This is a genomic window from uncultured Paracoccus sp. (assembly GCF_947487305.1).
Classification (GTDB): domain Bacteria; phylum Pseudomonadota; class Alphaproteobacteria; order Rhodobacterales; family Rhodobacteraceae; genus Paracoccus.
This window is the reverse complement of sequence record NZ_CANKWH010000009.1, coordinates 20,972-35,042: the sequence shown is the minus strand read 5'-3', so window position 1 is coordinate 35,042 and position 14,071 is coordinate 20,972. Positions and strand designations below refer to the sequence as shown.

13 protein-coding genes and 1 tRNA gene are annotated in these 14,071 nt (G+C 65.4%); 11 read left to right on the top strand and 3 right to left on the bottom strand.

Going from position 1 to position 14,071, the window contains the following annotated elements; genetic code table 11:
* Nucleotides 1-17 precede the first annotated feature (17 nt).
* Nucleotides 18-92: transfer RNA gene (locus tag Q1A36_RS12370), tRNA-Gly, on the bottom strand.
* Between the two features lie 165 nt (nucleotides 93-257).
* On the opposite strand from Q1A36_RS12370, the gene Q1A36_RS12365 reads away from it, so the two are divergent.
* Both Q1A36_RS12365 and Q1A36_RS12360 read left to right on the top strand, forming a co-directional pair.
* On the top strand, nucleotides 258-872 hold the full coding sequence (locus tag Q1A36_RS12365; protein WP_299844286.1) for a DUF5671 domain-containing protein: 615 nt from the start codon (nucleotides 258-260) through the stop codon (nucleotides 870-872).
* Complete coding sequence (locus Q1A36_RS12360) at nucleotides 869-1,297, top strand: hypothetical protein (RefSeq protein WP_299844283.1); 429 nt, start codon at nucleotides 869-871, stop codon at nucleotides 1,295-1,297. Before Q1A36_RS12365 ends, Q1A36_RS12360 begins: the two co-directional genes overlap by 4 nt.
* Here Q1A36_RS12360 and Q1A36_RS12355 read toward each other — a convergent pair.
* Nucleotides 1,294-1,665 (bottom strand): DUF4260 domain-containing protein, encoded by a 372-nt coding sequence (locus tag Q1A36_RS12355; RefSeq protein WP_299844280.1) that lies wholly within the window; start codon nucleotides 1,663-1,665, stop codon nucleotides 1,294-1,296. The two genes, Q1A36_RS12360 and Q1A36_RS12355, sit on opposite strands and share 4 nt — an antisense overlap.
* Nucleotides 1,662-4,532, bottom strand: coding sequence for an excinuclease ABC subunit UvrA (uvrA, locus tag Q1A36_RS12350; protein WP_299844277.1), 2,871 nt, complete (start codon nucleotides 4,530-4,532; stop codon nucleotides 1,662-1,664). The genes Q1A36_RS12355 and uvrA overlap by 4 nt, the downstream gene beginning before the upstream one ends.
* A 216-nt stretch (nucleotides 4,533-4,748) precedes the next feature.
* On the opposite strand from uvrA, the gene Q1A36_RS12345 reads away from it, so the two are divergent.
* From Q1A36_RS12345 to Q1A36_RS12305, 9 genes are all read left to right on the top strand, one after another.
* Entirely contained in the window at nucleotides 4,749-5,099 is a 351-nt protein-coding gene (locus tag Q1A36_RS12345) for a GFA family protein (protein WP_299844274.1), read from the top strand.
* A 188-nt stretch (nucleotides 5,100-5,287) separates the two neighbouring features.
* Nucleotides 5,288-8,722 (top strand): pyruvate carboxylase, encoded by a 3,435-nt coding sequence (locus Q1A36_RS12340; RefSeq protein WP_299844271.1) that lies wholly within the window; start codon nucleotides 5,288-5,290, stop codon nucleotides 8,720-8,722.
* A gap of 265 nt (nucleotides 8,723-8,987) precedes the next feature.
* A complete protein-coding gene (locus tag Q1A36_RS12335; RefSeq protein ID WP_299844268.1) occupies nucleotides 8,988-10,634 on the top strand; it encodes a VWA domain-containing protein in 1,647 nt (548 codons plus the stop codon).
* Nucleotides 10,635-10,830: 196 nt separating this feature from the next.
* Nucleotides 10,831-11,196, top strand: a complete 366-nt coding sequence (locus Q1A36_RS12330; RefSeq protein WP_101750828.1) for an NADH-quinone oxidoreductase subunit A — start codon at nucleotides 10,831-10,833, stop codon at nucleotides 11,194-11,196.
* Entirely contained in the window at nucleotides 11,187-11,720 is a 534-nt protein-coding gene (locus Q1A36_RS12325; RefSeq protein WP_198590247.1) for an NADH-quinone oxidoreductase subunit B, read from the top strand. The genes Q1A36_RS12330 and Q1A36_RS12325 overlap by 10 nt, the downstream gene beginning before the upstream one ends.
* Nucleotides 11,721-11,722: 2 nt before the next feature.
* On the top strand, nucleotides 11,723-12,340 hold the full coding sequence (locus Q1A36_RS12320; protein ID WP_299844261.1) for an NADH-quinone oxidoreductase subunit C: 618 nt from the start codon (nucleotides 11,723-11,725) through the stop codon (nucleotides 12,338-12,340).
* Nucleotides 12,337-13,581: an NADH-quinone oxidoreductase subunit D gene (locus tag Q1A36_RS12315; protein ID WP_299844259.1), complete on the top strand. Its 1,245-nt coding sequence runs from the start codon at nucleotides 12,337-12,339 to the stop codon at nucleotides 13,579-13,581. The genes Q1A36_RS12320 and Q1A36_RS12315 overlap by 4 nt, the downstream gene beginning before the upstream one ends.
* On the top strand, nucleotides 13,581-13,706 hold the full coding sequence (locus Q1A36_RS12310; protein ID WP_269801962.1) for a hypothetical protein: 126 nt from the start codon (nucleotides 13,581-13,583) through the stop codon (nucleotides 13,704-13,706). Before Q1A36_RS12315 ends, Q1A36_RS12310 begins: the two co-directional genes overlap by 1 nt.
* Nucleotides 13,707-13,715: 9 nt before the next feature.
* Nucleotides 13,716-14,066, top strand: coding sequence for a hypothetical protein (locus Q1A36_RS12305; RefSeq protein ID WP_101750831.1), 351 nt, complete (start codon nucleotides 13,716-13,718; stop codon nucleotides 14,064-14,066).
* Nucleotides 14,067-14,071 lie beyond the last annotated feature (5 nt).

Genomic DNA, 14,071 nt, shown 5'->3' with positions numbered 1-14,071 from the left:
CGGCCGGCTTTTTGAATTGGAGCGGGCGATGAGATTCGAACTCACGACCCTAACCTTGGCAAGGTTATGCTCTACCCCTGAGCTACGCCCGCACTCCGTCCCGGTGGTCTTTCATCCGCCGGTGGAGGGTCATCTATAAGGGCGCGCGGGGGGCTGCAAGAGGAAAATCCGACCATCGGCGAATTTTTTGCAGGTTGACTTGGCCTGCCCCTGCGGCATCGTTCCCCGGACGCGAGAGAACGTCATCGGGAGGCGTGATGAAGGCAGCCGAGGCCTTGTCGGAATTCGTCCATGCGGGGCTGGCCGGTGGTGCTGACCGACCGGCGATCGTGCAGGCGCTGAAGGGGGCCGGATGGGCCGAGGCCGAGATCGATGCGGCGCTGGCGCAATGGGCCGATGCGCCCGGCCTGCCGCCGGTGCCGCGCCCCAGCGCCTATGTCTCGGCCCGCGAGGCGCTGCTCTATGGCCTCCTGTTCATCGCGCTCGGCGTGGTCAGCTCGCATATCGTCATGCTGGGATTCGGCATCATCGAATATCTGCTGCCCGATCCCTACGAGACCTATCCGGGCGATGGCGGTTGGCTGCGCTGGCCCATCGCCACGCTGATCGCCTTCCTGCCGCTGTTTCTCTACCTCAACCGGCAGGCCAACCGTCACGCCGCCGACGAGACCCGGCGGCAGCACTCGCTGGTCAGGCGATGGGTCGCCTCGGTCACCATGCTGATCGCGCTTCTGGCCCTGCTCTGCGACGTGGTGACAGTGGTCTATGTGTTTCTCGGCGGTGACCTGTCGGCGCGCTTTCTGGCCAAGGCGCTGCTGGTCGCGGTCATGGGCGGGCTGGTGCTGGCCTATTACAGGGACGAGATGGAATGAGAGGGCTGAGCAAGGGCTGGGCAACCCATGCCATCACCGCACTCGGGCTGGCGGCGATCGTCGGCGGCTTCCTGATCGCCGGCGGGCCGGGGCAGGGCCGGGCGGAACGGCGCGACGACATGCGGCGCAGCGATCTGTGGTCGCTTCAGGCGCAACTGGATTGCCTCGCGCGCGAGCGCAGGGTGCTGTCGCCGCTGGTCGAGTCCACCGCCGCCTGTCCGTCCACCCCGCGCCTGTCGGACCCGGCAACCGGGCAGGCCTATGTGGTCGAGCAGATCGATGACGAGAATCTGCGGCTTTGCGCCAGTTTCGAACTTCCGCCGAGCGATCCGAACCGCCCGCGCTATGCCGGGCAGGCCGGGTTCGACGAGCGGGGCTGCATGGTGATGAACCTGCCGAAGGCGCAATACCAGCCCGGCGGCTAACCCTCGCCGCGACCGATCCGGCCAAGATGGGTGAGGCGGAAGCCCTCGGGTGATTTCAGCCCATAGCCAAGCGCCCGGTCGAGGCCGATATGCGCCAGCCACAGCCCGCCGATGGCAATCAGGATCGGCAGGCCCGAGACCACGCCCAGCACTGCCAGCAGCAGGGCAAGCCCGTAGAGATGCGCGGCGTTATACAGCGCCGCACCCACGCGCGGCCCGGCCACGTAGCCGACCATCGCAAGATCGGGCGCAAGCAGGATCAGCGGCCAGAGCCACCAGGGCCAGCCGGGCTGCACCGCGAGGGCAATGCCCAGACCGGCCAGCGCGACCAGCGCGCCCTCGGCCTTCTGCCAGCCAACAGCGATCACTCGGCGGCCTTGATCCGCGGCCTGACACGCGCCGGGCGCAGCATAGGGCCGAGATAGCGTCCGGTGTGGCTGGCCTCGATCCCGGCCACGTCTTCGGGCGTGCCGGTGGCCACGATCTGCCCGCCGCCATCGCCGCCCTCGGGGCCGATATCGATGATCCAGTCGGCGGTCTTGATGACGTCGAGATTATGCTCGATCACGATCACCGTGTTGCCCTCGTCGACAAGGTGATGCAGCACCTCGAGCAGTTTGCGCACATCCTCGAAATGCAAGCCGGTGGTCGGCTCGTCGAGGATATAGAGCGTCTTGCCGGTCGAGCGTCGGCTGAGTTCCTTCGACAGCTTCACCCGCTGCGCCTCGCCGCCTGACAGCGTCGTCGCCTGCTGACCGACCTTCACATAGCCAAGCCCGACCTGCATCAAAGCGTCCATCTTTTCACGGATCGAGGGGACAGCGGCGAAGAACTGTTGGGCATCCTCAACCGTCATGTCAAGAACATCGGCGATGCTCTTGCCCTTGAAGCGGATTTCAAGCGTCTCGCGGTTGTAGCGCTTGCCCTTGCAGGTCTCGCAGGTGACATAGACATCGGGCAGGAAATGCATCTCGATCTTGATGACGCCATCACCCTGACAGGCCTCGCAACGCCCACCCTTGACGTTGAAGCTGAAGCGGCCGGGCTTGTAGCCACGGGCCTTGGCCTCGGGCAGACCGGCGAACCAGTCGCGGATGGGCGTGAAGGCGCCGGTATAGGTCGCGGGGTTCGAGCGTGGCGTGCGGCCGATCGGGCGCTGGTCGATGTCGATGACCTTGTCCAACTGCTCCAGCCCCTTGATCGTCTCGCAGGGGGCCGGGGTCTGGCGCGCGCCATTGAGGCGCATCGAGGCGGTCTTGAACAGCGTCTCGATGGTCAGCGTCGACTTGCCGCCGCCCGAGACGCCGGTGACGGCCACGAATTTCCCCAGCGGGAATTCGGCGGTCACGTCCTTGAGGTTGTTGCCGGTTGCACCAACCACGGTCACGGACTTGCCCTTGCCCTTGCGGCGTTCCGAGGGCACGGCGATCTCGCGTGTGCCCGACAGATATTGCCCGGTCAGGCTGGCTGGATCGGCGGCGATCTCCTCGGGCGTGCCCTTGGCGACCACGGTGCCGCCATGCACGCCCGCGCCGGGGCCCATGTCGAAGACGTAATCGGCATGGCGGATCGCATCCTCGTCATGTTCCACCACCAGCACCGAATTGCCCTGATCGCGCAGGTTCATCAGCGTTTTGAGCAGCCGGTCATTGTCGCGCTGGTGCAAGCCGATCGAAGGTTCGTCCAGCACATAGAGCACCCCGGTCAGGCCCGAGCCGATCTGGCTGGCCAGGCGAATCCGCTGGCTTTCGCCGCCCGAGAGGGTGCCGGCGGCGCGCGACATGGTCAGGTAGTCGAGGCCTACATTCACAAGGAAACCAAGCCGTTCGCGAATTTCCTTCAGGATCGCACGGGCGATCTCGTTCTTCTGATTGCTGAGGCTGGCGGGCGCGGCCTCGACCCAGGCCAGCGCCTCGCGGATCGACAGCTGCACCACCTCGCCGATATGAGTGCCGGCGATCTTCACCGCCAGCGCCTCGGGCTTCAGGCGATAGCCGTGGCACGAGCCGCAGGGGCGGTTGTTCTGGTAGCGTTCGAATTCCTCGCGCACCCAGGCGCTGTCGGATTCACGCAAGCGGCGCTGCATGTTCGGGATCACGCCTTCGAAGACGCGAGTGACCTCATAGACGCGGCCGGCATCATCGAAGCGGAACTTGATCTGTTCCTCGCCCGAGCCATAGAGGAACATCTTCTGCGCCGTCTCGGGCAGGTCCTTCCAGGCGGTCTTCTTGTCAAAGCCGTAATGACTGGCCAGTGCGTTGATGGTCTGGGTCAGATAGGCCGATTTCGACTTGGCCCAGGGTGCGATGGCACCCTTGGCGACCGACAGGGCACTGTCGGGCACGATCAGTCGCTCGTCAAAGAACAGCTCGACGCCCAGGCCGTCACAGACCGGGCAGGCACCGAAAGGGGCGTTGAACGAGAACAGCCGGGGCTCGATCTCGGGGATGGTGAAGCCCGAGACCGGGCAGGCGAAATTCTCGCTGAAGGTGATGCGCTCGGGATCGCCTTCGGTCGGCGCGGTTTCCAGCACGGCGATGCCGTCGGCCAGATCCAGCGCGGTGCGCAGACTGTCGGCCAGCCGCGTCTCCAACCCCTCGCGCACGACGATGCGGTCAACGACAACGTCGATGTCATGGCGGAATTTCTTGTCCAGCACCGGCGGCTCGTCCAATTCATAGAACTGGCCATCGACCTTCACCCGCTGGAAGCCCTGCTTCCTGAGTTCGAGGAACTCTTTCTTATACTCGCCCTTGCGGTCGCGGACGATCGGGGCGAGCAGATAGGCCCGGCTGCCTTCCTCCATCCCCATGATCCGGTCGACCATGTCCTGCACCTGCTGCGCCTCGATCGGCAGGCCAGTTGCGGGCGAATAGGGTGTGCCGGCGCGGGCGAAGAGCAGCCGCAGGTAGTCATAGATCTCGGTGACGGTGCCGACGGTCGAGCGGGGGTTCTTGGACGTCGTCTTCTGCTCGATGGAAATGGCCGGGGAAAGACCGCTGATATGGTCCACATCCGGCTTGCCCATCATGTCGAGGAACTGCCGCGCATAGGCCGACAGGCTTTCGACATAGCGGCGCTGACCCTCGGCATAGACCGTGTCAAAGGCGAGGCTGGACTTGCCCGAACCCGACAGGCCGGTAATGACCACCAGCTGATCGCGCGGAATGTCCATATCCACGCCCTTCAGGTTGTGCTCGCGCGCGCCGCGCACTTCGATGAACTTCTGTTCCATAGGCGTGCCCCAATCGACCAAGCGCATCACATAGTCACCCCGGACCAAAAGGCAACATGAAACGCGGAACATAGCAAGAACAAAAGATCAATTGCGGCGAGAACGCGCCCGGTATCAAGCGCGGGCAGCGCGCCGCCGCAGGGTGGCTGGCGTGCTCGGGAGGCGTTGACCCGGTTCACTGAACCGGGCAGCCTCTGCCCAACAGGAGGAACGACAATGGCGAAACAGCACTATTCCGGCAGCTGCCAATGCGGCGCGGTGGCGTTTGAGGCCGATCTGGATCTTGACCGCACGGTCACCTGCAACTGCTCGCGCTGTCGCAGGCTGGGCTCGGTCCTGACCTTCACCCCGGCGGGTGATTTCAAGCTGACCAGCGACGGGGCGACCACCGAATACCGCTTCAACAGAGAGGCGATCTCGCATCGCTTCTGCCCGGTCTGCGGCATCCAGCCCTTTGCCTTCGGCGAGAAGGACGGCGCGAAGATGGTGGCGGTGAATGTCAACTGCCTCGACGGCGTGGATGCGCGCGCCCTCGACTCGCAGCATGTGAACGGGGCGGCGAACTAGCCGGCGACGGGCCTTTGCGAGCGTTGGGAAACAATCTTCCGCCGCCGAACCACACGGTTTTCTTTTCTTGCGCCGCACTGCCGTCGGCGGGTATCTGCGTTGCGATTATCCGTCGCGGATGCCCGGTGAAAGCTTGCGCTGCGTTGCAGCATCGCTAGGATGCCGCGAACTTCAGAAGGGGGACCGGCATGTTCAACAAGATCCTTGTCGCCAACCGTGGCGAGATCGCCATCCGCGTGATGCGCGCCGCGAACGAGCTGGGCAAGAAGACCGTCGCCGTCTTCGCCGAAGAGGACAAGCTGGGCCTGCACCGCTTCAAGGCGGACGAGGCTTACCGCATCGGTGAGGGGCTGGGCCCGGTCGCGGCCTACCTTTCCATCCCCGAGATCATCCGGGTCGCAAAGGAAAGCGGCGCCGACGCGATCCATCCGGGCTATGGCCTTCTGTCCGAGAACCCCGATTTCGTCGATGCGTGCGCCAAGGCCGGCATCACCTTCATCGGTCCCAAATCCGAGACCATGCGCGCCCTTGGCGACAAGGCCAGCGCCCGGCGCGTGGCCATTGCCGCCGGTGTGCCGGTGATCCCGGCGACCGAGGTGCTGGGCGATGATTTCGACGCCATCAAGGCCGAGGCCGCCGAGATCGGCTATCCGCTGATGCTGAAGGCCAGCTGGGGCGGCGGCGGTCGCGGGATGCGCCCGATCAACGGCCCCGAGGAACTGGTCGAGAAGGTCCGCGAGGGCCGGCGCGAGGCCGAGGCGGCCTTTGGCAATGGCGAGGGCTATCTGGAAAAGATGATCCTGCGCGCGCGCCATGTCGAGGTGCAGCTGCTGGGCGATACCCATGGCGGACTCTATCACCTCTATGAACGCGACTGCACCGTCCAGCGCCGCAACCAGAAGGTCGTCGAGCGCGCGCCCGCGCCCTATCTGACCGCCGAACAGCGGGCCGAGGTCTGCGAGCTGGCGCTGAAGATCGGCCGCGCCGTCGGCTATCAGAACGCCGGCACGGTCGAATTCCTGATGGATATGGACAGCCAGCAGTTCTACTTCATCGAGGTGAACCCGCGCGTCCAGGTCGAGCATACGGTGACTGAGGAAGTTACCGGCATCGATATCGTGCAATCCCAGATCATGATCGCCGAAGGTGCCACGCTGGCCGAGGCCACCGGCGTTCCCTCGCAGGACGAGGTGCGGCTGAACGGCCATGCGCTGCAATGCCGGGTGACGACCGAAGATCCGCTGAACAATTTCATCCCGGACTATGGCCGTATCACAGCCTATCGCAGCGCCACCGGCAATGGCATCCGGCTGGATGGCGGCACCGCCTATTCGGGCGGCGTCATCACCCGCTTCTACGATTCGCTGCTGGTCAAGGTGACTGCCCATGCACAGACGCCGGAAAAGGCCATCGCGCGGATGGACCGGGCCTTGCGCGAATTCCGCGTGCGCGGGGTCGCGACGAATATCGAGTTCGTCATCAACCTCTTGAAGCATCCGACCTTCCTCGATGACAGCTATACCACAAAGTTCATCGACACGACGCAGGACCTGTTCACCTTCCGCAAGCGCCGCGACCGGGCGACCAAGATCCTGACCTATATCGCCGATATCTCGGTCAACGGTCATCCCGAGACGGCGGGCCGCCCGCTGCCCCCGGCCGAGGCGCGCATCCCCGTGCCGCCCGCCGCAAAGGCCGATCCGGCACCCGGCACCCGGCAGCTGCTGGAGGAGAAGGGCGCGCAGGCGGTGGCCGACTGGATGGCCGCGCAGCAGCGCCTGCTGATCACCGACACCGCCATGCGCGACGGGCACCAGTCGCTTCTGGCGACGCGGATGCGCTCGATCGACATGATCCGTGTGGCGCCCAGCTATGCCGCGAACCTGCCGCAGCTTTTCAGCGTCGAATGTTGGGGCGGGGCGACCTTCGATGTGGCCTATCGATTCCTGCAGGAATGCCCGTGGCAGCGGTTGCGCGACATCCGCAAGGCGATGCCCAACCTGATGACCCAGATGCTGCTGCGCGCCAGCAATGGCGTGGGCTACACCAACTATCCCGACAACGTGGTGCAGGCCTTCGTGAAGCAGGCGGCGACGACCGGGATCGACGTGTTCCGCGTCTTCGACAGCCTGAACTGGGTCGAGAACATGCGCGTGGCCATGGATGCCGTGGTCGAGAGCGGAAAAATCTGCGAGGGCACGGTCTGCTATACCGGCGATATCAACGATCCCGACCGCGCCAAGTATGATCTGAAATACTACGTCGAGACGGCGAAATCGCTGCGCGAGGCCGGGGCGCATGTGCTGGGCCTGAAGGACATGGCGGGGCTGTTGAAGCCCACCGCCGCCGCGAAACTGGTGCGCACGCTGAAGGAAGAGGTTGGCCTTCCGATCCATTTCCATACCCATGACACCTCGGGCATGGGCGGTGCGGCCATCCTTGCCGCTGCCGAAGCCGGGGTGGATGCGGTCGATTGCGCCATGGATGCGCTGTCCGGCAATACCAGCCAGCCGACGCTGGGGTCCGTGGTCGAGGCGCTGGCGCGCACGCCGCGCGATACCGGCCTCGACATCGCCGCCATCCGCGAGATCAGCAATTACTGGGAACGCGTGCGCGAGAATTACGCCGCCTTCGAATCCGGTCTGCAGGCACCGGCCTCCGAGGTCTATCTGCACGAGATGCCGGGCGGCCAGTTCACCAACCTCAAGGCGCAGGCGCGCAGCATGGGGCTGGAGGATCGCTGGCACGAAGTGGCGCAGACCTATGCCGACGTGAACCAGATGTTCGGCGATATCGTCAAGGTCACGCCCTCGTCCAAGGTCGTGGGCGACATGGCGCTGATGATGGTGGCGCAGAACCTGACGCCTGCGGATGTCATGGACCCGCAGAAGGACGTGGCCTTCCCCGACAGCGTGGTCGACATGCTGCGCGGCAATCTGGGGCAGCCGCCGGGCGGCTGGCCCGAGGCGCTGCAGAAGAAGGTGCTGAAGGGCGAGGCCCCGATTACCGACCGCCCCGGCGCGCATCTGCCGCCCGTCGACTTGGAACAGACCCGCGCCCGCGTCCGCGACGAGTTGGAGGGCAAGGAGGTCGATGACGAGGACCTGAACGGCTACCTGATGTATCCCAAGGTGTTCATGGATTACATGGGCCGTCACCGGGTCTATGGCCCGGTCCGCACCCTGCCGACGCGCACCTTCTTCTATGGCATGGAGCCGGGCGAAGAGATCACCGCCGAGATCGATCCGGGCAAGATCCTCGAGATCCGGTTGCAGGCGCTGAGCGAGACGGACGAGAAGGGCGAGGTGAAGGTCTTCTTCGAGCTGAACGGCCAGCCGCGCAACATCCGCGTGCCGAACCGTCTGGTGAAGGCCGAGACCGTCGCCCGCCCCAAGGCCGACCCGGCCAACCCCTCGCATATCGGCGCGCCGATGCCGGGCGTCGTCGCCTCGGTCGCGATCACGGCGGGGCAGGCGGTGAAGCAGGGCGATCTGCTTCTGACCATCGAGGCGATGAAGATGGAAACCGGCCTGTCCGCCGAGCGCGACGGCGTGGTCAAGGCCGTCCATGTCAGCGCCGGACAGGGGATCGACGCCAAGGACCTGCTGATCGAGCTGGAGTGAGGTCGCGACCCCGTCCCGGAACAAGGCACGCAGTGCCGCCGGGCCAGCGCCTGCCCGTCCCGGCGGGTAGGCGCTTTGGTGCCGCTGGTCCCGAGTTCAGAGAGGCGAGGGGCCTGGCGCCATAAAGCGCCCGGCGATTTGGTCCTGCGCCCACCCACGGGCCGGCGCTTGCCCTCCGCTGCGCTTGGATGAATCCGCCTTTTCCTTTGCCCGAATCGTACCGCGCGTGGCACTATTTCCCTTGCAAACCCAAGGGGTTCCCGCCATGCGCCTTGCCGCCGCCCTGACTGCCCTGTTCCTGCTGGCCGCACCCGCACTTGCGCAGGATCGCGCCATCATCGTGCTGGATGCCTCGGGCTCGATGTGGGGCCAGATTGACGGGCGTTCCAAGATCGAGATTGCCCGCGAGACGCTGGCCGGTGTGCTGGGAACGCTGCCGCCGGAACGGGAGCTTGGCCTCATCGCCTATGGCCATCGCAGCAAGGGAGATTGCGCAGATATCGAGCTGGTGGTGCCGCCTGCTGCCGGCAACGGGCCGGCCATTGCCGAGGCCGCCAATCGGCTGAACCCGCTTGGCAAGACGCCGCTGACCGATGCGGTGCGGCAGGCAGCCGAAGCGCTGCAGTCCACCGAGGACAAGGCCACGGTGATTCTCGTCACCGATGGGCTCGAGACCTGCGAGGCCGATCCCTGCGCGCTGGCTGCCAAACTGGAGACATCCGGCGTCGATTTCACCGCCCATGTGGTGGGCTTTGGCCTGACCGCCGAGGTGGGGGCGCAGGTGGCCTGTCTGGCCGAGGCGACCGGCGGCCGCTACCTGCAGGCCAGCGATGCCGGTGCACTGGCCGAGGCGCTGCGCGAGACGGTGGTGGCGGCGCCGGAACCTGAACCAGTGCCGGAACCTCAACCCGAACCCGAGCCGGCCCCGCCGGCGATGAACCTGCAGGTCACTTCGGCACTCTGCGAGGCCTGCGACGCGTTGCCCGGCGAGGACAGCCGGGTGCGGTGGGATGTCTTCCACGCCGCGCCCGAGGCGCAGGACGGGCTGGGCGCGCCGGTCGAGGGTGGTTATGCCGCGAGCTTCGGGATGGCGCTCGATCCCGGCGATTATGTTCTGGTTGCCAGCGCCAATGACATCCAGCGCCAGATGCCCTTCGCCATCGCTGAGAGTGAACAAACCGATTTGCATATCGATTGGGACGCCGCGCCGGTGAAGATCCGTATCACCTCGACCCCCGGCGCGACCGAATTGCTGGAAGGCGCGCGGCTCGATCTGGTGAACGGCGATTGGACCAGCGGCGGCTATACGAGCTATGACCAGCTCGTTCCTGCCGGCACCGTGCGACTGACCGGCAGCATGGGCGCGGCGCGGGCCGAGGCCACGCTGACCGTGGTGGCCGGACAGACGCTTGAGCATGAGCTGGTGATCGGCTCGGGCTGGATCACCCCGGTCGTTCTCTATGCCGAGGGTGGGCCGCCCGTCGAGGATTCGGGGATGCGCTTCGATATCCGACCGGCATCGGGGGGCGAGCCGGTGCAGGGCGGCTATGGTCAGGGCACGGTCGACGTGCCGGCGGGCGAGATGATCGTCGAGGTCAGTCTCGGGCAGGCTCGCGCCGCCTCGCAGCCGGTGACGGTGGCGGCGGGCCAGACGGTCGAGGCGCCGATCCTCTTGAATGCCGGGGTGCTGGCCATCGCCGCACCGGGGGCGGACCGGATCGATCTGCTGGCGGCCAAGGCCAAGATCAACGGCGATCGCGACAGCTTCGGCGGCGGCTATGGCGAGGCCTACCAGGACACGCTGCATCTGGGCGACTACCTGATCCGCGTCACCTATGCCGGCGATCTGCCGCCGAAAGAGGCGACGGCGACGGTCACGGCGGGCGAGCGGACAGAAATCACGGTGGAATAGCGGACCCGGCCGCGCCGCTTCCCGAAGATCGGAGCGGGCTTCCGTCGGGGCTGTTTTGGCGCTATCAGCCGTGCCGGACGGGTCGAAAACGCCGCGCCACCGCCCGTTGACCCCGCCTTTCACCGGGTCTAAACCGGGCTAAGCCAACCCGTCGCGGGCAGCCACAGTCCCCGCGGCAAAACAGGGGACAAATCCCGTGGAATATCTGCTGCAGGAATATCTGCCGATTCTCGTCTTTGCCGGCATGGCCAGCGCCCTGGCGATCATCCTGATCCTCGCCGCCGCGCTGATCGCCGTCCGCAATCCCGACCCGGAAAAGGTCAGCGCCTATGAATGCGGCTTTAACGCCTTCGACGACGCGCGGATGAAATTCGACGTGCGCTTCTATCTGGTGTCGATCCTGTTCATCATCTTCGACCTCGAAGTGGCCTTCCTCTTCCCCTGGGCGGTGGCTTTCGGCGGGCTGTCGACGGTGGCCTTCTGGTCGATGATGGTCTTCCTCGGCGTGCTGACGGTTGGCTTTGCCTATGAATGGAAGAAAGGGGCGCTGGAATGGGCGTGATGATCGGAACCAATACGGCCGGCCCCGACCGCGACGTTGCCACGGCGGAACTGAACCGCGAGCTGCAGGACAAGGGTTTCCTGCTGACCTCGACCGAGGACATTATCAACTGGGCCCGCAACGGCAGCCTGCACTGGATGACCTTCGGCCTGGCCTGCTGCGCCGTCGAGATGATCCAGATGTCGATGCCGCGCTATGACGTCGAACGCTTCGGCACCGCGCCGCGCGCCTCTCCGCGCCAGTCCGACCTGATGATCGTCGCCGGCACCCTGACCAACAAGATGGCCCCGGCTTTGCGCAAGGTCTATGACCAGATGCCCGAGCCGCGCTATGTCATCAGCATGGGCAGCTGCGCCAATGGCGGTGGCTATTACCATTACAGCTATTCCGTGGTGCGCGGCTGCGATCGCGTGGTGCCGGTCGACATCTATGTCCCGGGCTGCCCGCCGACCGCCGAGGCGCTGCTTTACGGCATCCTGCAACTTCAGCGCCGTATCCGGCGCACCGGCACGCTGGTGAGGTAACGATGGCCTATCCCGATCTGGACGCGCTCGCCGAACTGGCCGAGCACATCACGATGCGCCGCCCCAATGCGGTCGTCGAAACCGAAGTTGCCTTTGGCGAGCTGACGGTCACCACCACCGTCGCCGGCATCGTCGATCTGGTCGAGTTCCTGCGCACCGACACCAATTGCCGCTTTTCGACGCTGGTCGACATCACCGCCGTCGATCACCCGGCGCGCGGCCAGCGTTTCGACATGGTCTGGCACCTGCTGTCGATGTATCGCAACCAGCGTATCCGGCTGAAGGCCAATGTCCGCGAGGACGAGCTGGTGCCCTCGCTGATCGGCATCTTCCCCTGCGCCAACTGGTTCGAGCGCGAGGTCTTCGACATGTTCGGCATCATGTTCTCGGGCCATCCCGACCTGCGCCGCATCCTGACCGATTACGGCTTCCGCGGCCATCCGCTGCGCAAGGACTTCCCGACCACCGGCTATGTCGAGGTCCGCTATGACGAGGTCGAGAAGCGCGTGGTCTATGAGCCGGTGAAGCTGGTTCAGGAATACCGCCAGTATGATTTCCTCTCGCCCTGGGAGGGTGCGAAATACGTGTTGCCCGGCGATGAGAAGGGGGCCGCGAAATGATGGACGGCGATATCCGCATCAACCAGTATGACGACGGCAGCCGGGACATGCTGACCGGCGAGCAGCGCATCCGCAACTTCAACATCAACTTCGGTCCCCAGCACCCCGCCGCCCACGGCGTGCTGCGCATGGTGCTGGAGCTGGACGGCGAGATCGTCGAACGCGCCGATCCGCATATCGGGCTGCTGCATCGCGGCACCGAGAAGCTGATGGAAAGCCGCACCTATCTGCAGAACCTGCCCTATTTCGACCGGCTCGACTATGTGGCGCCGATGAATCAGGAGCACGCCTGGTGTCTGGCGATCGAGCGGCTGACCGGCACCACCGTGCCGCGCCGCGCCAGCCTGATCCGGGTGCTTTACAGCGAAATCGGCCGAATCCTGAACCACCTGCTGAACATCACCACCGGCGCGCTGGACGTGGGCGCGCTGACCCCGCCGCTCTGGGCCTTTGAAGAGCGCGAGAAGCTGATGGTCTTCTACGAACGCGCCTGCGGCGCGCGTCTGCACTCGGCCTACTTCCGGCCCGGCGGCGTCCACCAGGACCTGCCGCCCGAGCTGATCGACGATATCGAGGCCTGGTGCGACCCGTTCCTGAAGGTCGTGGACGATCTGGACGTGCTGCTGACCGAGAACCGGATCTTCAAGCAGCGCATGGTCGATATCGGCATCATCAGCGAGCAGGACGTGCTGGACTGGGGCTTCTCGGGCGTGATGGCGCGCGGGTCGGGCCTGGCCTGGGACCTGCGGCGCAGCCAGCCCTATGAATGCTATGACGAGTTCGCCTTCCAGGTGCCGGTCGGCAAAAGCGGCGACTGCTATGATCGCTACCTGATCCGCATGGAAGAGATGCGCCAGTCGGTCAGCATCATGAAGCAGGCCGTGGCCAAGCTGCGCGAGCCGGCGGGGCAGGGCGATGTGCTGGCCCGCGGCAAGCTGACACCGCCCAAGCGCGCCGAGATGAAGACCAACATGGAAAGCCTGATCCACCACTTCAAACTCTATACCGAGGGTTTCAAGGTTCCGGCAGGCGAGGTCTATGCGGCGGTCGAGGCGCCCAAGGGCGAATTCGGCGTCTACCTGGTCAGCGACGGCACCAACAAGCCCTATCGCAGCAAGATCCGCGCCCCCGGCTTCCTGCATCTTCAGGCGATGGATTACATGGCCAAGGGCCATATGCTGGCCGATGTCTGCGCCCTGATCGGGACGATGGACATCGTGTTCGGCGAGGTCGACCGGTGATGAAGGGCGCGGTGCTGATGCTGCTGGCCACCGCGACGTTGGCCGTCACGGCGGCCATCGCCGCCATCGGCAGCGAACCCGTCCGCAAGCCGGCGGGTCGCAAGACGCCGGCATCGCGGAAATAGGGGGCGCCGATGATCGATGCCTTCCTGAACTACATCGCCTGGGGTCTGGTCATCATCCTGGCCGGGATCACCGTGCTGCTGGCGCTGAACAAGCAGACCGGGCTGGCGCTGATCCAGCACCGGCCCGAGATGCTGCCGCAGGCCATGCTGGTGCGCTATGCCGGGATGACCGTGCTGGCGCTGATCACCGCCTGGATCGGCGCGCCGCGCGTGCTGTTCGGCGTGTTGCTGGCCGTCTCGGTCATCGGATTCGGAGACGCTTTCATTTACCGCCGGGCGGATCATCCGTTCTGGCTTCACCTGATCGTTGGAGGCGCGGCCCTGTTCTGCGCGTTCCTGTCGCTCATTGCGATGAACTGAGGATC